This is a genomic window from Serratia sp. BIGb0163 (genome assembly GCF_024809935.1).
Taxonomy (GTDB): Bacteria; Pseudomonadota; Gammaproteobacteria; order Enterobacterales; family Enterobacteriaceae; genus Serratia; species Serratia quinivorans.
This window is the reverse complement of record NZ_JANUDZ010000011.1, coordinates 20,631-37,898: the sequence shown is the minus strand read 5'-3', so window position 1 is coordinate 37,898 and position 17,268 is coordinate 20,631. Positions and strand designations below refer to the sequence as shown.

The window sequence follows — 17,268 nt, the reverse complement described above, 5'->3', positions numbered from 1 at the left end:
AAGAAAGGATTTTTTGAAGTGAAATCGCAACCGGGGGAAATCAGGATAAAAACAAACCGGGACAATGCCCGGTTTGTTTTACTGCAGTAAAACCAGATTATGCGTCGAACGGGTCGCGCAGGATCATGGTTTCGCTACGGTCTGGACCTGTAGAGATAATGTCTACCGGCACGCCAGTCAGCTCTTCAATACGCTTGATGTAGTTCAGCGCCGCCTGTGGCAGTTTGCTGTGTTCTTTCACGCCAAAAGTGGTGTCGCTCCAGCCCGGCATGCTTTCGTAGATGGGTTCAATACCTTCCCAACCTTCAGCCGCCAACGGAGTGGTAGTCATTTCGCGGCCGTCAGGCATGCGGTAACCCACGCAGATCTTCACTTCTTTCAAGCCGTCCAACACGTCCAGCTTGGTCAGGCAGAAGCCGGACAGGGAGTTGATCTGTACAGAGCGGCGAACCGCTACCGCGTCCAGCCAGCCGGTACGACGACGACGGCCAGTAGTAGCACCGAATTCGTTACCCTGCTTGCACAGGAATTCACCGGTTTCGTCGAACAGTTCAGTTGGGAACGGACCTGCACCCACACGGGTAGAGTAGGCTTTAACGATGCCCAGTACGTAATCCACGTAACGCGGACCAATACCTGAACCGGTAGCAACGCCGCCAGCAGTGGTATTTGAAGAGGTCACGTACGGATAGGTACCGTGGTCGATATCCAGCAGGGTGCCCTGTGCGCCTTCGAACATGATCAGGTCGCCACGCTTGCGCGCGCCGTCCAGCAGTTCGGACACGTCAACAACCATTGCAGTCAGGATGTCGGCGATAGACAGCACATAATCCAGAGTCGCCTGGTAATCAACGGCTTCAACTTTGTAGTAGTTGACCAACTGGAAGTTATGGTAATCAACAATTTCCTTCAGCTTAACGGCGAAGGTTTCTTTGTTGAACAAGTCGCTAACGCGCAGACCGCGACGAGCCACTTTATCTTCGTAAGCCGGGCCGATACCGCGACCGGTGGTACCGATAGCTTTCGCGCCGCGTGCTTTCTCGCGCGCGTTATCCAGCGCAACGTGATAAGGCAGGATCAGCGGGCAGGCTTCGGACAGTAACAGACGTTCGCGTACCGGGATGCCGCGCGCTTCGAGTTCACCCATTTCTTTCATCAATGCGTCTGGAGCCAGAACCACACCGTTGCCGATGATGCTGGTCACGTTTTCACGCAGAATGCCTGATGGAATCAAATGAAGGACGGTTTTTTCACCGTTAATAACCAGAGTGTGGCCAGCGTTATGGCCCCCTTGGTAGCGCACTACATATTGAGCCCGTTCGGTCAGCAGGTCTACGACCTTGCCCTTACCTTCGTCACCCCATTGAGTGCCCAGTACGACGACGTTCTTACCCATTTTAAAAATCACCGGTTGCTTAAAAATGGATTCTACCACCGTAATTCGTGAGTTTCAGCACTTTTAGCATAGGGTTGCATATTTTTTAGGCTAAACTTTAAACCCCTGCGTGTGTACGCAACATGTAGTAGATCACACAGCCCGCAACCACTATTCCACCGCCAAATCGACGCAGTGTCGCGTCAGGAAACTGGGTCATCGCCAGTATCATTTTGCGCCAGGCCTGCGGAAACAGCATCGGGCCCAAGCCTTCCAGCACCAAAACCAGCCCAAGCGCCAGCCAGATCGTTGAATTCATCAATGTCTCCCAAAAAGAAAGGGCCCGCGTTTAAACGGGCCCTCGATCATTAACCTGTCGCGGTTACTTGCGTACGGAATCAGGCGACTTCATGTAGCGGAAGAAATCGCTGTCCGGGCTCAGTACCATCACGTCCTGGTTATTGCTGCTGAAGCTGGTTTCATAAGCACGCAGGCTACGGATAAAGGCATAGAAGTCCGGATCCTGACTGAATGCGTTAGCAAACAGTTTAGCCGCTTCGGCATTACCTTCACCACGGGTGATACGCGCTGTACGTTCGGCTTCCGCCAGGGTACGAGTCACTTCGTAGTCTGCGGTAGCGCGCAGCTTCTCAGCCTCTTCCTGACCCTGTGAACGGTGACGACGGGCTACCGCTTCACGCTCGGCGCGCATACGCTGGTAGATTGCATCTGACACTTCTGCCGGCAGGTTGATCTGCTTGATACGCACGTCGATCACTTCGATACCCAACGCCGCCATGCTGTTCGGGTTAACCTTCGGCAGTTTGCCGGTGGTTTCCTTTTCAACACGCGCCGCTGCAGAAGCAATAGCGTCATCGGCTTCGGTGGTCGCCACTTCCTGGTCATCACCGACGGTACCGGTGTTCAGCGCGTCACGCACGTCGGACATCAGTTTACCGCGCGAGTCGGTCACGATGTCTTTAACATCCAGACGACCAATTTCGGAACGCAGACGGTCACTGAACTTACGTTTCAGCAACACTTCGGCCTGTGAAACATCACCGCCGCCGGTTGCCAGATAGTAACGGCTGAAATCGCTGATACGCCATTTCAGGTATGAGTCGACGATCAGGTCTTTCTTCTCGCTGGTAACAAAGCGGTCAGCCTGGTTGTCCATGGTCTGGATACGTGCATCCAGCGTTTTCACTGTTTCAATGAACGGGATCTTGAAGTGCAGGCCCGGCGCATAGACCAGCGGTTTGTTGTCGCTGTCACGCAGTACCTTGCCGAAACGCAGCACGATGCCGCGCTGACCTTCCTGAACCACGAACAAGGATGCATACAACGCCACCAGCACCGCGAGGATAATTACTATAAAAGACTTACGCATTGATTATTCTCTCCCTACGCGAGTGGTGTCGTCACGCTGCGCATTCGCCCGGCGCTGGTCCATGACCGTGCCGTTACTGGTGCGCTGGCTGCTGGAGCTGGCGCCGCTGTTGGCAGACGGAGCGGGGTTGAGACGAATCAGGCTGGTGTCTTTACTGCCTTCAGCCGCCGCGCCGGTTTGGCCACGCAGCATTTGATCCAGCGGTAACACCATAAGATTGTTGCCTTTGTCATTCACCAACACTTTACGGGTGTGGCTCAGGACTTTTTCCATGGTTTCGATATACAGACGCTCGCGGGTGATTTGCGGTGCAGACTTGTATTCCGGCAACAGCTTGGCAAAGCCCGCAACCTCACCCTGTGCTTCCAGGACGGTACGGTCTTTATAGGCTTTGGCATCTTCCAACAGACGCTGTGCCTGGCCATTAGCGCGTGGCTGAACTTCGTTGGCGTAAGCTTCTGCCTCACGGATGTACTGCTGCTCGTTCTCACGTGCGGCAATCGCATCATCAAATGCGGCTTTCACCTCTTCCGGCGGACGAGCGGCCTGGAAGTTGACGTCCAGCAGCGTGATGCCCATGTTGTACGGACGAATAGTCTCTTCCAGTACGCGTTGGGTATCGCTACGCACGATAGTACGGCCTTCGGTCAGGATCTTGTCCATGGTGTACTTGCCGATAACGCCACGCAGGGCGCTGTCAGTAGCCTGGCTCAGGCTATCGTCGGCGTTGGTCACGCTGAACAGATAGGCTTCCGGATTGGTCACGCGGTACTGCACGTTCATTTCTACGCGCACCACGTTCTCATCGGAGGTCAGCATCACGCCAGAAGCGGCCAGTTCACGCACCGACTCTACGTTGACCGGACGCACTTCATCGATGAAGGTCGGCTTCCAGTTCAGACCCGGCTGCACCAGGTGGCTGAACTTGCCGAAACGAGTCACGACACCGCGCTCGGCTTCTTTGATGGTGTAGAAACCGCTGGCGGCCCAAATCACCACCACCGCAACCGCAGCGATACCGATAATACGACCGCTAAAGCCCGGCCCCGAAGTGCCAGTACCGCCGTCGTTATTGTTGTTGGAGCCTTTGCCCCCGCCCAAGCCGCTCAGTTTCTTGCTCAGCTTGCGGAAGATATCGTCCAAATCAGGTGGCCCTTGATCGCGACCGCCTTTGTTATTACCGCCAGAGTTGCCGCCATTGTTATTGCTGCTCCCCCACGGGTCGCGGTCCTGTCCGTTATTACCGGGCTGATTCCACGCCATGTTTTAGCTCCATATTCTGTGATTGGGTACTTCAGGCTTACGCGAAGCTCAAATGTAACAGGATATGATCATACTATAAAGTTAATCAGATCCAGTTCCTGTTTGCAGAGGCGACGCCATTCGACGATAGGCATACGAACCACCACGCCAATGCTGCCGTCTTCTTCGTTCCACTCTTTCTCAATTGCCTGAAGCTGGTAAAAACGGCTACGAAGACGGCCTGCCTCTGGCGGTAAGCGCAGCTCATAATGCGCGATTTCCCCCGATAAGCGCTCCGTCAACGCCTGATACAGCAACGGGATACCTTCACCGCTGGCGGCGGACAGCCACACCCGGATCGGTAAGTTTTCATCGTTGCGGTCGATACGCGGAACAAAATCATCCAGCATATCTATTTTGTTCATCACTAACAGTGTAGGGATCTCATCCGATTCAATCTCTGCCAGCACGGTATTTACCGCTTCAATGTTCTCATCGACACGGGTATCCGCGGCGTCGATTACATGTAACAGCAAAGATGCCTGACGCGTTTCTTGCAGCGTTGCCTTGAAGGCGGCCACCAGATCGTGCGGCAGGTGCCGGATAAAGCCTACGGTATCCGCCAACACGGTATCGCCCACATCGGCCACGTCGATACGCCGCAGGGTAGGATCCAGGGTGGCAAATAGCTGGTCGGCCGCGTACACATCGGCAGACGTTATTCGATTAAACAGGGTAGATTTACCGGCGTTGGTGTATCCCACCAGCGATACGGTTGGCACTTCGGCACGGGTACGCGCACGTCGGCCCTGTTCACGCTGCTTAGCTACCCGCTCCAGGCGGCGTAGAATCAGGCTAATGCGATCGCGTAACAGACGACGGTCGGTCTCTAATTGGGTTTCCCCTGGCCCGCGCAGGCCAATCCCCCCTTTTTGGCGCTCAAGGTGCGTCCAGCCACGAACTAAACGCGTGGCGATATGACGCAACTGCGCCAGCTCCACCTGCAGCTTACCTTCATGGGTACGGGCACGCTGGGCAAAGATGTCTAGAATCAACCCGGTGCGATCGATCACCCGGCATTCGCACAGGCGTTCAAGGTTTCTCTCTTGCGCCGCGGAAAGGGAGTGATCAAACAGGACAACAGATGCGCCACTGGCTTTTACCGCATCTGCAATTTCTTCGGCCTTTCCTTCACCGACAAAGTACTTGGGATGTGGGGCTTTGCGGCTACCAGTCACCACTTGCAAAGCTTCGACACCCGCAGAGGACACCAGGGATTCGAACTCACTGAGATCTTCTGTATCTTTGTCTTGCGAGAAATAGATATGAACCAGGACGGCCTGCTCACCGGCTTCATAACGGTCAAACAAGCGTGCAACCTCTCAAACGGAAATCCGTGAGTTTGGGGGACATAAACAGCCCACGGCTGCTTATGCTCCCCGTCATGGTTGACTCGCAACGCGCTTTATTCAGCGTCATCGCTTTCCTGCTGCGGCTGTTGCGGCGCAGACGGGTTGTTACCATGGTGATAGTTACTGGTGCCGCCGCTCGGAGTATTGCTATGGTGCGAAACCGGGCGTGACGGGACAACGGTAGAGATAGCGTGCTTATAAACCATCTGGCTCACCGTGTTTTTCAACAGGATGACAAACTGGTCAAAAGACTCAATCTGGCCTTGCAGCTTAATACCATTCACCAAATAAATAGAAACCGGAACACGTTCACGACGCAATGCGTTCAGGAACGGATCTTGCAAAGATTGCCCCTTAGCCATTCTATCTTTTCCTTATTTGCTTGTTGTTTTTAACTAAGAACCTGTCGGCTCTAAAATAAACGACCTAAAAAATTTGCGCGCTGAATACTCATCAATTGTACACAATCACTCAACCTATGCACTAACAACCTGTATTACCGAGTCCAAAGCCTCTCCCGGCTTCTCGCTGTCCAGCCAATGTACCGAGTCCCAGCCTCGTAACCAGGTCATTTGGCGCTTGGCCAATTGACGCGTTGCGCAAATACCACGATAAACCATCTCATCGTAACTAATTTCACCAGACAAATATGACCACATCTGGCGATAACCGACACAGCGAATGGAAGGCAAGTCCGTATGCAAATCACCCCGTGCAAAAAGTGCACGCGCTTCCGTCTCAAAACCTGCCGCCAACATTTGATGGTACCGCAGCTCGATGCGTTGATGAATCAACTCACGGCTGGTCGGCGCTATCGCAAATTGGTGCACATGATACGGCAACGATTCACCCGAAATTTTAGTCAGTTCCGTTAAAGTTTTACCCGAAATAAAAAAAACTTCCAGTGCTCTGGACAGTCTCTGCGGATCATTCGGATGAATTCTCAATGCCGCAACCGGGTCAATCTCTTGCAACTGACGGTGTAAAGCGTCCCAACCCTGCTCCGCCGCCTGCTGTTCGATGCGTTCGCGCACCGCAGGATCGGCAGGTGGCAACGGCGATAATCCTTCCAGCAACGCCTTGAAATAAAGCATGGTTCCCCCCACCAGCAGCGGGATACGCCCGGCGGCGGTAATGGCGGCCATCTCTTTCAGTGCGTCGGCGCGAAAATCCGCTGCGGAGTAAGCTTCGGCGGGATCGCGAATATCAATCAGCCGATGCGGTGCCTGCGCCAGTTCTTCAGCGCTCGGTTTGGCCGTGCCGATATCCATGCCGCGATAAATCAGCGCGGAATCCACGCTGATCAATTCCACAGGCAGGCGTTCACGCAGCGCGATCGCCAATGCGGTTTTGCCCGAGGCGGTCGGCCCCATGATAAAAATAGCCGGGGGACGTGGTGTCATTTCAGTTTCAATCATGCCTAAGTGCTGTCAGTGCAGCCTGTAAATCAACAGGTTGTAAAAGTCCGCTGGGTGGTGATTTGACCAGCTGCGGGCAAAGTCGTTCAACGTCGGTCAGCAATTGTATCGCTTGCGAGGTGTTCCACTGTTCATGTTCGCTACCTAAATGGCGGGCAAACCAGGTGGCCAATACCGCGGGCGACATCTCCTGATGCTCGGCCAGATAGCCTAACAGTTCGGGTATCAGTTTTTGTAAATTTTGTTGGCGTAATGGTAAAGGTACTGCGCGCAACGTCACACGCCCGTGATCTACTTGCAGATCCAACCCCATTGTTACCAATAGCGGCTGATGATGTATGCAGGCTGCCGCCTCTTGTTTGTTCAACGTCAGCTTGATGGGGATCAGCAGCGGCTGTGGCCGCAGGCCTTCTTGCGAAGGATTGAGTTGCGCCTGACGTAACCAGCGTTCGGCCACCGGCAGGTTAAGCAACATCAACTGCTGACCGTTTTCAATCAGCGCATAACACGGCGGGTAGATCATCAGCACACGGCCGAAACTGTGCTGACTCCCGGCCAGTGGCGTTTCCTGCTCGGTTTTTACCGGCGGAAACAGCGGTTGCTTCGGTGCTTCTTGCCGTGGCTCAGCCACTGGCGTGGCCTGCAACAGCTTGCCGTACAGCTCACCTTCCCGCTTCTGGTAACCACTGCCCGAATGATAGGCCGGTTGCGGCGCACGTTCACGCGCGACGGCAGGCTCGGTTGATGCGGTTTCTCGGCGTGGTGCAGGCTGCGAAAAATGGTTGCCGCCAGCGGCGACGCGGTTTTCCGGCTGCCAGACCGGTGTCGGTTGCTGCTCGGTTTCATCGGTCAACGGCAGCGGCGCATTGCCGACCTGCTGCAACACGGTGGTTACCGCCTGATAGATAAAATCGTGCACCAGACGAGCCTGATGGAAACGCACCTCGTGCTTGGCCGGGTGAACATTCACATCCACCTGATGCGGGTCTACCTCGAGATACAGCACATAGGCAGGCTGCTGGTCGTCTTTCAGTTGATCCTGATAAGCCTGGCGGATGGCGTGATTGATCAAACGATCGCGCATCATGCGGCTGTTGACGTAGCAATACTGCATTTCGCCCAGTTGCCGCGCACCGGCAGGATCGGCCACCCAGCCGCGAATGGTCAGGTCACCGTGCTGCCAGGAGATGTTCAGCGCATGCTGCAAAAAGGCCGGGCCGCAAATACTGCCCAGACGGCGCTCATACTGGCTCTCGTCTTTCGCTGCGCGATATTGACGCATCAGCTTGCCATTGTGACTAAGGTTGATCGCCACATCGAAACGCGCCAGTGCAATGCGTCGCACCACTTCATCGATATGGCCAAATTCGGTTTTCTCGGTGCGCATAAATTTGCGCCGCGCCGGGGTGTTGTAGAACAGATCCAGCACTTCCAGCGTGCTGCCTATCGGGTGTGCCGCCGGCTTGACCGTCACCGCCTGATCGCGGCCTTCGGCATAAGCCTGCCAGGCTTCGTTTTGTTCTGCGGTACGTGAAGTGAGGGTTAAGCGAGAAACCGAGCTGATGCTGGCCAACGCCTCGCCGCGAAAGCCGAGGCTGACAATGGCTTCCAAATCGTCGAGCGTGCTGATTTTACTGGTGGCGTGACGAGCCAATGCCAGAGCCAGGTCGTCCTTGCCAATACCACTGCCGTTATCACGAATGCGGATCAGCTTGGCGCCACCGCGCTCGATATCAATATCAATACGCGTCGCCCCGGCATCCAGACTGTTTTCCACCAATTCCTTGACCACCGACGCGGGCCGCTCGACCACTTCACCGGCGGCAATCTGGTTGGCAAGCTGGGGCGGTAACACCTGGATGGGCATGCTGACTCCTGTATTGTGGGCGCTAGGCCTGCGGAATGGTCAGCGTCCGATCCAGCGGCGCGACGTCCGACTTCAGTTTATTCACGCGTTTCAGATCGCTGACGCTGACACCATAACGGCTGGCAATAGATGTCAAAGTATCACCGCGGGCCACTTTATGCTTCGATGGCTTCTTCACGCTGGGTTTCGCCTTGGCGACCGCGCTGACTGCAGCGGCGGATTTACCCGCCGGCACCTTGAGGCGTTGGCCGACCCATACGCCATCCTTCTTCAGCTTGTTCAGGTCACGCAACGCCGCCATGGTAGTGCCATAGCTGTCGGCGATCCCGGAGAGCGTTTCCGCCCGCTTCACTACGTGAATCTGCGTTTTACCGCTAATACGGCTGCTGCCGGCCGAACTGACGATCGGTGCAGGCTGACTGACGTCTGGTGTTGAGGAGCTAACCGCCGCTGCGACGTCCAGCGGTCGGTTTTCCACCTTTGGGTCGGCTTGTAGCGGATGCGCCAGGAAATAACTACGCAGGCCGTTGTGGATCGCCCTGGCAATTTTTTCCTGATACGCGCTACTGCCGAGCAGCCGCTCCTCCGTGCTATTACTGATAAATCCTGTTTCCACCAGCAATGATGGAATGTCCGGCGAACGCAGCACGCCAAGGCTGGCGTGTTCCGGACGACGTTTATGCAATGAACCGACGCTCTGTAACTGCTGCAAGACTTTGACCGCAACATCGTAACCCACACGTTGCGAGTGACCGAATTGCAGATCCAGCACTGCCTGGCTCAGGTAAGGATCCGCCTGGCTGTTAGCCAGCAAATCGCCCGCACCGCCCAGCAATTCAGACTGTTTCTCATGCTGTTCCAGCCAGCCCGCCATTTCACTGTTGGCCCGGCGGTTGGACAGAACCCAAACCGAGGCCCCGTTGGCACTGCGGTTTGGCGCGGCATCGGCGTGAATGGAGATCAGCACGTTGGCGCCCTGCTTGCGCGCTACGTCGGAACGTCCCATCACCGAGATGAAGTAGTCACCATTGCGCGTCAGGACCGGTTTGAACTGAGGATCGGCATCCAACAACGCCTGCAGGCGACGAGCAATAGCAATAGTGACATTCTTCTCTTTCAGGCCGTTCGGGCCGATAGCGCCCGGATCCTGCCCGCCGTGACCGGCGTCAATGGCTACCACTACCCGATCGCCGGAACCTGCGGAAACGCGGCTGCTGCGCGGCGTAATTTCCGATGCCGTCCCCGCAACTACGGTTGTCTTGTTGCTGAACGGATTCGAACCGCTTGGTGCTTTACGCACCGGTGCCGGTTCATCAGGCTCACTCACCACGACTGGCGCTTTACGCGTTGGCTGGCTCACGGCCACCGGCGCAGGCACCGGAGCTTTACGCACTATGTTGGTATTAGCGCTACCCTCGGCGGCAATGGTAAACACCACGGTATAGATACTGCCGCTTTGCCGTGTTGCCACCCGGGTCTTCGAACGTTGGGTCAGATCAAACACCAGCCGCACGCTCTGGGCGTCTTTCGGCGTACTGGAACGGATACTTTTCACCAGGTTTTGACCGCTAAAATTCAGCGGCAGGCCGCCGACCTTGCCTTTCTGGTTAACGTCCAGCACCACGCGGTCAGGGCCGTGCAGTGGGAAAAAGGCATAATCCGGCGGGCCGTTGAAACTCACCGAGACGGTGGCTTCGCGTTGGGCATTGGTGACTTTAATATCAGACAGCGACGATGCGGCCAGCGCACTGGCCGCACCCAAAGGCCCCAATACGGCGATCAGGGCGATTATGAATAGTTTTCTCAACGCATACGTCATTGCGGCGTCATTCCTGTGGCCCGTGAATACGGTCTAAAAGCTGGCTGCCGTAGGCGGAAACCGCCTGAATTTTTGCTTCTCGCCCCTGATCCTGATAGCTGAGATGCAGCTCCAGATCCGGCTCCGGCAATACGCCCGTGCCCTGCTGTGGCCATTCCACCAGGCAAATAGCATCCTGCGCAAAATAATCGCGAATGCCCATAAATTCGAGTTCTTCCGGATCGGCCAGGCGGTACAAATCAAAATGGTATACCGCCAGCGGCTGCAGCGCATAAGGCTCTACCAGCGTATAAGTGGGGCTTTTAACATTGCCCTGATGACCCAATGCCTGCAGGAAACCACGGCTGAAGGTGGTTTTACCGGCGCCCAGGTCACCGTAAAGGTAAATTACGCTGGCACGATCGCACGCCTTAGCCAAGACGGCACCCAGTGCGACAGTCGCTGCCTCATCCGGCAGAGGTAAAACGAGTTCTTTCATTCGATAGTTTCTATTTATGCCAACTCAGGATTAACGTAATAAGGAATTTCCGGCAGTAAGTCACTTGCCAGCATCCCCCTGATTCCTTGTCTTGCCGCCACGCGATCGGCGGCTGCGCCATGCGCCACACATCCGGCACAGGCTGCATCATACAGCGAGAGCTTTTGCCCCAGCAAACCGCCGATGATACCCGACAAAACATCGCCCATTCCGCCGGAGGCCATGCCGGCATTGCCGACGTCGGCGATCGCCATCTGGCCGTACTGGTCGGCAATCAGCGTGCCCGCACCTTTCAGCACGGCTATGCCACCGTATTGCGCCACCAGTTTACGCACTGCAAGTAAGCGATCACTCTCAATCTCGGCGGTACGGCACCCCAGCAGGCGTGCCGCCTCCCCAGGATGCGGGGTAATCACACGATTCTGACGCTTCTCGGGATTTAATGCCAGCAAGTTCAACGCATCCGCGTCCCATAACGCCGGTTTATCACTGGCTTGCAATACTTTCAGCGCATTCCTACCCCATTCGCCCTGGCCCAGTCCCGGCCCCACCACCAGAACATCAGCCCAGTCGAGCGCCTGCTGCAATGTTTCGTCACTTAAAGGCTGTACCATCAGCTCAGGTCTGGCGGTCAATAATGGCCCGACATGCTCGATGTGAGTAAGTACTCGCACCAATCCGGCACCGCTGCGCAGTGCCGCCTCTGCCGCCATGCGTATCGCACCGCCAAAACCATGATCGCCGCCAACCACCAACAAACGCCCTTGTTCACCTTTATGCGAGCACGGACGACGCGGTTTCAGCCACAGAGGCAGGGACTCGGCAGTAAGCCGCTGAATCTGTGTCGGTTGCTTCGCCAGCCAACCCGATAATCCTAGCGTACTCTGGTGAAGTTGCCCGACCCAATCACGGGCCTGACCGGTTAATAAGCCCGGTTTGAGGGCAATAAACGTCATAGTGTGCGAAGCGCGGATCACCACCCCAGGCACAGCACCGCTTTCGGCCAGCAAGCCCGAGGGAATATCAAGTGCGATCACCGGTGCGCAGCTGCGGTTCGCGGCTTCAATCAGCGCATCGTATGGCGCACGCGGCGCACGACTCAGCCCGGTACCAAGCAAGCCGTCGATGATCAGATCACTATCTTCCGGCCAACGACTGTCAGCCGGATGAATTTCACCACCTGCGGCCAACCAGGCCCGTCGCGCTTCTGCGGCCTCGGGTGGCAGTGGGCGTGTGCCTTCGCAGGCGATCAAACTGACCTTAACACCGGCCGCCGCTGCCAGTCTGGCGACCACGTAACCGTCGCCGCCATTGTTGCCATGGCCACACAGCACCAGCCAGTGGTGAGCGGCCGGGTACTGGTCGCGTGCCAGGATGTAAGCAGCCTCACCGGCACGTTGCATCAGTTGGTAGAGTGAAATCCCCAGCGAGGCAGCGGCGCTGGCTTCAGCCCGCCGGATCCAGTCTGCAGACCAGACAGAGTGTGATAAACTAGCGGAGTATTGTTTTTCACTGTGGCCCGTCATGACTCACCCCCTCGATCTCAATCAACTCGCCCAACATATCAAGCAATGGGGCCAATCGCTAGGATTCCAGCAGGTAGGCATCTGCGACACTGATCTTAGCGCGGAAGAGCCTAAACTGCAGGCCTGGCTGGACAAACAATACCACGGCGAAATGGAGTGGATGGCGCGCCACGGTATGCTGCGCGCCCGGCCCCATGAGCTACTGCCCGGCACCCTGCGGGTGATCAGCGTGCGCATGAACTATCTACCGGCCAAAGCGGCCTTTGCCAGCACGCTGCAGAACCCCGAATTGGGCTATGTCAGCCGCTATGCGTTGGGGCGTGATTATCACAAACTGCTACGCCAACGGCTGAAAAAGCTTGGCGATCAGATCCAGGCCTACTGCGGCGAACTGAATTTCCGCCCTTTTGTCGACTCCGCGCCGGTGATGGAACGCGCATTGGCCTCCAAGGCCGGGATTGGCTGGGTTGGTAAACACTCACTTATCCTCAACCGCGAAGCCGGCTCCTGGTTCTTTCTCGGCGAACTGCTGATCGATCTGCCCTTGCCAGTGGATGAACCGCAGCAGGAACAATGCGGCCGCTGCGTCGCCTGTATCACCACTTGCCCGACCGGAGCCATCGTCGCGCCCTATACCGTGGATGCCCGGCGCTGCATCTCCTATCTCACCATCGAGCTGGAAGGCGCCATTCCTGAAGAATTTCGGCCATTGTTAGGCAACCGTATCTACGGCTGTGATGATTGCCAGCTTATCTGCCCCTGGAACCGCTTCTCACAGCTCACTGACGAAGATGATTTCAGCCCGCGTGCCGCACTGCATGCGCCGCAGCTGATTGAACTGTTCGCCTGGACGGAAGAGAAATTCCTGCGCATCACCGAAGGTTCTGCCATCCGACGCATCGGCCATTTACGCTGGTTGCGTAATATTGCCGTGGCACTGGGTAATGCCCCCTATCAGGATGCCATAGTGATCGCGCTGCGCTCCCGGCTGGAACAGAACGCTATGCTGGATGAACATATCCACTGGGCACTGAAGCAGCAATTGGGACGGCGTGAGGAGCAAGGTATAGAAGTGCAGACAATGCAGAAAAAACGATTGATACGGGCTGTGGAAAAAGGATTACCGAGGGATGCCTAAAACCTTGCGTTCAGGCCCAATAGTCACTCTGTGGATTTGTGCATAAAAATAAAAATGCTTTGTCTTTCAACTGCAACAAAAAGAGCAAGTGATCGGCATAACGTTTTCCGATAAATAAATATCGTTATAAATCAAACTAATAAATATTTCATTTGTGTGGCGTTGATTTTTTGAGCTGAGGGTATTATGTACGCTACCTGTGGATAAGTCTGTTCACAACATTTCGACAGGGTATGTACAACAAGACAGGAAGCCGCGCCGCTAAAGGCGTTGGACTGAGTTAAATCGAAGATAAAATTGGAGCGGGAAACGAGACTCGAACTCGCGACCCCGACCTTGGCAAGGTCGTGCTCTACCAACTGAGCTATTCCCGCATTGAGATGCTTTGGGCATCCGGCCATCAAACAACAACATGGCCTTTGAATTTTTTGGAGCGGGAAACGAGACTCGAACTCGCGACCCCGACCTTGGCAAGGTCGTGCTCTACCAACTGAGCTATTCCCGCGTCGCATGGGTACTACTTGATACTTTTTTTATTCATCACGCCACCTAAGCAGCATTGTTGAATTTGGAGCGGGAAACGAGACTCGAACTCGCGACCCCGACCTTGGCAAGGTCGTGCTCTACCAACTGAGCTATTCCCGCCCGGCGTAACGATGTCGGAACTAAACGAAATTCTTCATCGGTACGGGGTGCGCATTATACGAGAAATCCTTTCTGCCGCAAGCCCCTGAAAGCAAAAAAACGCGTTTTTTGTTTGTTTGCCGATTAAAGCGCCAAACTGGTTAATTAAGCGGCGGAATTGGCCGCTTGCAGTAATAAGGCCCCCTGTTCAGGGGCCTGACATCCATTATAGCTGGATGAAATGCTCACGGTAATAGGCCAATTCGCCCACCGACTCACGGATATCATCCATAGCCTGATGAGTGCCCTGCTTTTTAAAACCGCTGAGGATTTCCGGTTTCCAACGGCGCGCCAGCTCCTTCAAAGTGCTGACGTCCAGATAGCGGTAATGGAAGTAGGCTTCCAGTTCCGGCATATAACGGAACAGGAAGCGGCGGTCCTGGCCCACACTGTTGCCGCAGATTGGTGATTTGCCCGCCGGTACCCACTGTTGCAAAAAGGCGATGGTGGCCAACTCGGCGGCATGGTCGTCGTACTGACTGGCCTTCACCCTTTCCACCAGTCCGCTGCCGGTATGAGTCCGCACGTTCCAGTCATCCATCAGGCCAAGCTGTTCGTCGGATTGATGCACGGCGATCACTGGCCCTTCCGCGAGGATATTCAGATTGGCGTCGGTGACCAGGGTAGCGATCTCGATAATGCGATCGCGTTCTGGATCCAACCCGGTCATCTCCAGATCGATCCAAATCAGGTTATTTTCGTTTCCTGTCATGATATTTCCTGCGTAAAAGCCAAAAGATAAACAAACTATAGGCAAGGCGGCGAGCGACGCTGGCTGTTTGCCGACGGTAGTAGGCTGCACGTGGCGGCTAACAACGGTTATTTAATATAAAATAGCGTGTATCATAGTCCTTTTGGTCGCCATGAGCGATAAAGCGGATTCAAGTGAGGCGCAGTGAGCAAGAACAAACTGTCCAAAGGTCAAGAACGCCGCGTGCAGGCGAACCATCAACGTCGCCTGAAGCGCACTGACAACAAACCGGAACTGGATGATTCCCAACTGGGTGAGCCGCAGGACGGCATCGTCATCAGTCGTTTCGGCATGCACGCCGACGTTGAAGCAGCGGATGGCACTCAGCACCGCTGTAACATCCGCCGTACGTTACGTTCGCTGGTGACCGGCGATCGTGTGGTATGGCGCCCTGGCGTCGGCACCCATGCCGGGGTGAAGGGCATCGTAGAGGCCGTGCATGAACGCACTTCCGTACTGAACCGCCCCGACATCTACGACGGCGTGAAGCCCATCGCCGCCAATATCGATCAGATCGTCATCGTCTCCGCCATCCTGCCAGAGCTGTCGCTGAATATGATCGACCGCTATCTGGTGGCCTGTGAAACGCTGGAAGTCGAACCGCTGATCGTACTGAACAAAATCGATTTGCTGGATGCCGAAGCACGCAAGACCGTCGACGGGATGATGGATATCTACCGTCATATCGGCTATCGGGTGCTGGAAGTCTCCAGCCAGACGCGTGAAGGCATGGAGGCGTTTGAACAAGCGCTGGCCGACCGTATCAGTATCTTTGCCGGCCAGTCCGGGGTGGGTAAATCCAGCCTGCTGAACGCCCTGCTGCCACCGAGCGATAAGCAAATTCTGGTAAATCAGGTTTCCGATGTCTCTGGCCTCGGGCAACATACCACCACCGCTGCGCGGCTGTACCATTTCCAGCACGGCGGCGATGTGATCGATTCACCGGGTGTGCGTGAGTTCGGTCTGTGGCATCTGGAGCCGGAACAAGTGACTCAAGCCTATGTCGAATTCCGTGACTATTTGGGCGGTTGCAAATTCCGCGACTGCCGCCACGATACCGACCCAGGCTGCGCCATCCGCGGGGCGATGGAGAAAGGCGATATCGCGAAAGAGCGTTTCGAAAACTACCATCGCATTCTGGAAAGCATGGCCTCAGTGAAGGTTCGCAAGAACTTCACCGACGCCGCAGGCTGATAATACCGGGCGGCGTTGACTGTGGCGGAGCCACGGTTACAATGCGCGCCCTTTACCCCGATTCACGAGGTTAATGTGCTGGATAGCATCAAAATTAAATTGCAGTATTGGTTACCCAAGCTGGCGCTGACGCGCCTGGCCGGCTGGGGCGCAGATAAACAAGCCGGTTGGCTGACCCAGCTAGTGGTGAAGGGCTTCGCCCGCTATTACCGCGTGGATATGCAGGAAGCACAAAATCCTGACCTGACCTCTTATGCGACCTTCAACGACTTCTTTGTTCGCCCCCTGCGTGACGGCGCACGTCCGATCGTCGATGGCACCCACTGGCTGGCGCTGCCTGCAGATGGCGCGATAAGCCAACTCGGCCCAATCAACGACGACCAGATTTTCCAGGCTAAAGGTCATTACTACAGCCTTGAGGCGCTGCTGGCCGGCAACTACATGCTGGCTGAGCCGTTCCGCAACGGTCTGTTCGCCACCACTTACCTGGCACCTCGCGACTATCACCGTGTGCATATGCCATGCGATGGCGTACTGCGCGAAATGATCTATGTTCCGGGCGACCTGTTTTCTGTTAACCCGCTGACCGCGGCCAACGTGCCAAACCTGTTTGCCCGCAATGAGCGTGTGATCTGCGTATTCGATACCGCTATCGGGCCTATGGTGCAGATCCTGGTGGGTGCCACCATCGTCGGCAGCATCGAAACCGTCTGGGCCGGTACCGTTACACCGCCGCGCGAAGGCGTCATCAAGCGCTGGACCTATCCGGCAGAAGGCACTGAAGGCGCTATCGCACTGGAGAAAGGGGCAGAAATGGGCCGCTTCAAGCTCGGCTCGACGGTCATCAACCTGTTTACCCCAGGCAGCGTGCAGTTTGCCCCGCAGTTGAACAACGGCACCGTGACCCGTATGGGCGAAGCCTTCGCAGAAATCCCGGCTGCATCTGTCGCCGCTGAAACAACGCAGATCTAAGG

15 protein-coding genes and 3 tRNA genes are annotated in these 17,268 nt (G+C 55.8%); 3 read left to right on the top strand and 15 right to left on the bottom strand.

All coding sequences use genetic code 11. From position 1 onward, the window contains the following. Window positions 1-97 precede the first annotated feature (97 nt). The 11 genes from M2406_RS24770 to nnr all read right to left on the bottom strand — a co-directional run bounded on the left by M2406_RS24770 (window position 98) and on the right by nnr (window position 12,527). The gene (locus M2406_RS24770; RefSeq protein ID WP_012004899.1) at window positions 98-1,396 is read right to left on the bottom strand and encodes an adenylosuccinate synthase; all 1,299 of its coding nucleotides are present in this window, start codon (window positions 1,394-1,396) and stop codon (window positions 98-100) included. A gap of 97 nt (window positions 1,397-1,493) precedes the next feature. Continuing rightward, a complete protein-coding gene (locus M2406_RS24765; RefSeq protein ID WP_017891360.1) occupies window positions 1,494-1,694 on the bottom strand; it encodes a DUF2065 domain-containing protein in 201 nt (66 codons plus the stop codon). 63 nt (window positions 1,695-1,757) lie between these two features. Beyond that, on the bottom strand, window positions 1,758-2,765 hold the full coding sequence (gene hflC, locus M2406_RS24760) for a protease modulator HflC (protein ID WP_012004897.1): 1,008 nt from the start codon (window positions 2,763-2,765) through the stop codon (window positions 1,758-1,760). Window positions 2,766-2,768: 3 nt separating this feature from the next. Next, window positions 2,769-4,028 (bottom strand): FtsH protease activity modulator HflK, encoded by a 1,260-nt coding sequence (gene hflK / locus M2406_RS24755; protein WP_012004896.1) that lies wholly within the window; start codon window positions 4,026-4,028, stop codon window positions 2,769-2,771. 68 nt (window positions 4,029-4,096) lie between these two features. Beyond that, complete coding sequence (hflX, locus tag M2406_RS24750; protein ID WP_012004895.1) at window positions 4,097-5,377, bottom strand: ribosome rescue GTPase HflX; 1,281 nt, start codon at window positions 5,375-5,377, stop codon at window positions 4,097-4,099. A 95-nt stretch (window positions 5,378-5,472) separates the two neighbouring features. Then, window positions 5,473-5,781 carry an RNA chaperone Hfq gene (gene hfq, locus M2406_RS24745; protein ID WP_012004894.1) on the bottom strand — a complete coding sequence of 103 codons (309 nt, stop codon included), beginning with the start codon at window positions 5,779-5,781 and terminating at the stop codon, window positions 5,473-5,475. A gap of 114 nt (window positions 5,782-5,895) precedes the next feature. Further along, window positions 5,896-6,837, bottom strand: coding sequence for a tRNA (adenosine(37)-N6)-dimethylallyltransferase MiaA (gene miaA, locus M2406_RS24740; protein ID WP_207978118.1), 942 nt, complete (start codon window positions 6,835-6,837; stop codon window positions 5,896-5,898). Then, window positions 6,830-8,704, bottom strand: a complete 1,875-nt coding sequence (gene mutL / locus M2406_RS24735) for a DNA mismatch repair endonuclease MutL (protein ID WP_012004892.1) — start codon at window positions 8,702-8,704, stop codon at window positions 6,830-6,832. Before mutL ends, miaA begins: the two co-directional genes overlap by 8 nt. Before the next feature lie 22 nt (window positions 8,705-8,726). Beyond that, complete coding sequence (gene amiB / locus M2406_RS24730; protein ID WP_259191779.1) at window positions 8,727-10,523, bottom strand: N-acetylmuramoyl-L-alanine amidase AmiB; 1,797 nt, start codon at window positions 10,521-10,523, stop codon at window positions 8,727-8,729. A 7-nt stretch (window positions 10,524-10,530) separates the two neighbouring features. Next, complete coding sequence (gene tsaE / locus M2406_RS24725; RefSeq protein WP_012004890.1) at window positions 10,531-11,001, bottom strand: tRNA (adenosine(37)-N6)-threonylcarbamoyltransferase complex ATPase subunit type 1 TsaE; 471 nt, start codon at window positions 10,999-11,001, stop codon at window positions 10,531-10,533. Window positions 11,002-11,015: 14 nt separating this feature from the next. Then, the gene (nnr, locus tag M2406_RS24720) at window positions 11,016-12,527 is read right to left on the bottom strand and encodes a bifunctional ADP-dependent NAD(P)H-hydrate dehydratase/NAD(P)H-hydrate epimerase (protein WP_041418446.1); all 1,512 of its coding nucleotides are present in this window, start codon (window positions 12,525-12,527) and stop codon (window positions 11,016-11,018) included. Here nnr and queG point away from each other — a divergent pair. Continuing rightward, window positions 12,526-13,665: a tRNA epoxyqueuosine(34) reductase QueG gene (gene queG, locus M2406_RS24715; RefSeq protein ID WP_259191777.1), complete on the top strand. Its 1,140-nt coding sequence runs from the start codon at window positions 12,526-12,528 to the stop codon at window positions 13,663-13,665. The two genes, nnr and queG, sit on opposite strands and share 2 nt — an antisense overlap. 298 nt (window positions 13,666-13,963) lie before the next feature. Here queG and M2406_RS24710 read toward each other — a convergent pair. The 4 genes from M2406_RS24710 to orn all read right to left on the bottom strand — a co-directional run bounded on the left by M2406_RS24710 (window position 13,964) and on the right by orn (window position 15,061). Beyond that, window positions 13,964-14,039, bottom strand: a tRNA-Gly gene (locus M2406_RS24710). 55 nt (window positions 14,040-14,094) lie between these two features. Then, window positions 14,095-14,170, bottom strand: a tRNA-Gly gene (locus M2406_RS24705). 64 nt (window positions 14,171-14,234) lie between these two features. Then, window positions 14,235-14,310: transfer RNA gene (locus tag M2406_RS24700), tRNA-Gly, on the bottom strand. Window positions 14,311-14,515: 205 nt separating this feature from the next. Continuing rightward, complete coding sequence (gene orn / locus M2406_RS24695) at window positions 14,516-15,061, bottom strand: oligoribonuclease (protein ID WP_012004887.1); 546 nt, start codon at window positions 15,059-15,061, stop codon at window positions 14,516-14,518. Window positions 15,062-15,244: 183 nt separating this feature from the next. Between orn and rsgA the strand changes: the two genes are divergently transcribed. Together rsgA and asd are read left to right on the top strand one after the other, a co-directional pair. Then, window positions 15,245-16,294 (top strand): small ribosomal subunit biogenesis GTPase RsgA, encoded by a 1,050-nt coding sequence (rsgA, locus tag M2406_RS24690; protein WP_012004886.1) that lies wholly within the window; start codon window positions 15,245-15,247, stop codon window positions 16,292-16,294. Window positions 16,295-16,369: 75 nt separating this feature from the next. Further along, the gene (asd, locus tag M2406_RS24685) at window positions 16,370-17,266 is read left to right on the top strand and encodes an archaetidylserine decarboxylase (RefSeq protein ID WP_017891353.1); all 897 of its coding nucleotides are present in this window, start codon (window positions 16,370-16,372) and stop codon (window positions 17,264-17,266) included. Window positions 17,267-17,268: the final 2 nt, after the last annotated feature.

What these genes read in the sequence shown, in the direction of transcription:
- M2406_RS24770 (WP_012004899.1), bottom strand. Translation starts at nt 1,396, where the DNA reads ATGGGTAAGAACGTCGTCGTACTGGGCACTCAATGGGGTGACGAAGGT.
- M2406_RS24765 (WP_017891360.1), bottom strand. Translation starts at nt 1,694, where the DNA reads ATGAATTCAACGATCTGGCTGGCGCTTGGGCTGGTTTTGGTGCTGGAA.
- hflC (WP_012004897.1), bottom strand. Translation starts at nt 2,765, where the DNA reads ATGCGTAAGTCTTTTATAGTAATTATCCTCGCGGTGCTGGTGGCGTTG.
- hflK (WP_012004896.1), bottom strand. Translation starts at nt 4,028, where the DNA reads ATGGCGTGGAATCAGCCCGGTAATAACGGACAGGACCGCGACCCGTGG.
- hfq (WP_012004894.1), bottom strand. Translation starts at nt 5,781, where the DNA reads ATGGCTAAGGGGCAATCTTTGCAAGATCCGTTCCTGAACGCATTGCGT.
- miaA (WP_207978118.1), bottom strand. Translation starts at nt 6,837, where the DNA reads ATGATTGAAACTGAAATGACACCACGTCCCCCGGCTATTTTTATCATG.
- mutL (WP_012004892.1), bottom strand. Translation starts at nt 8,704, where the DNA reads ATGCCCATCCAGGTGTTACCGCCCCAGCTTGCCAACCAGATTGCCGCC.
- amiB (WP_259191779.1), bottom strand. Translation starts at nt 10,523, where the DNA reads ATGACGTATGCGTTGAGAAAACTATTCATAATCGCCCTGATCGCCGTA.
- tsaE (WP_012004890.1), bottom strand. Translation starts at nt 11,001, where the DNA reads ATGAAAGAACTCGTTTTACCTCTGCCGGATGAGGCAGCGACTGTCGCA.
- queG (WP_259191777.1), top strand. Translation starts at nt 12,526, where the DNA reads ATGACTCACCCCCTCGATCTCAATCAACTCGCCCAACATATCAAGCAA.
- nnr (WP_041418446.1), bottom strand. Translation starts at nt 12,527, where the DNA reads ATGACGGGCCACAGTGAAAAACAATACTCCGCTAGTTTATCACACTCT.
- orn (WP_012004887.1), bottom strand. Translation starts at nt 15,061, where the DNA reads ATGACAGGAAACGAAAATAACCTGATTTGGATCGATCTGGAGATGACC.